Genomic DNA, 616 nt, shown 5'->3' on the forward strand with positions numbered 1-616 from the left:
CAACCCAAGCTACCATTTCTGGGAACGTTGCATTTGCTAGACTTGTCAATATTGTTAAACGGCCCAATTTGTCATGATCCGCGTTGGCCTCCTATGCCGACGAAGTTGCCTTCGGACATCCCAAAGTTCGAAGCCAAACCCAACGAAGATCTGGGTGATCATGTGACCACTTTCCACTTGTGGTGTTCATCTAACTCACTGAAAGGTGACTACGTCCAGTTGCGATTGTTTCAACGCACTCTTATTGGGAGTGCTGCGAAATGGTACATCGAGCTCGACCGCTCACGATATTCCTTTTTTGGCGAACTGGCTATGGCTTTCCTTAACCATTTCCAGTTACCTGTAAGATACGACGCCGGCACAGAATTGCTGGCCAATTTCGAGCAGACATCAGCGGACCATATCTCGGATCATATTCGAGAGTGGCGACGCCGAAAGAGCCTTATCAAAGTACCCGTCCCTCCAGCGTTCCTGCTGGAGTGGTTCCTTAAGTCTTTAGTTCCGCAGTTATCCAAAGACGTCGCAACTTCAGGAGTCTTCTCTGAGGAAGAAGCCATCATGAGAGCTCAACAGTTTGAGCTTATTTATTCTCAGTCTGGTCTTTTGTACAACATCC

General features: G+C 47.9%; 1 protein-coding gene. It reads left to right on the top strand.

Going from position 1 to position 616, the window contains the following annotated elements; all coding sequences use genetic code 11:
* Positions 1-93 precede the first annotated feature (93 nt).
* The coding region (locus NUW87_RS11490; RefSeq protein ID WP_269028660.1) for a hypothetical protein at positions 94-616 on the top strand (523 nt) is incomplete at its 3' end.

The sequence above is a fragment of the Corynebacterium pilbarense genome (genome assembly GCF_026930265.1).
Classification (GTDB): domain Bacteria; phylum Actinomycetota; class Actinomycetes; order Mycobacteriales; family Mycobacteriaceae; genus Corynebacterium; species Corynebacterium pilbarense.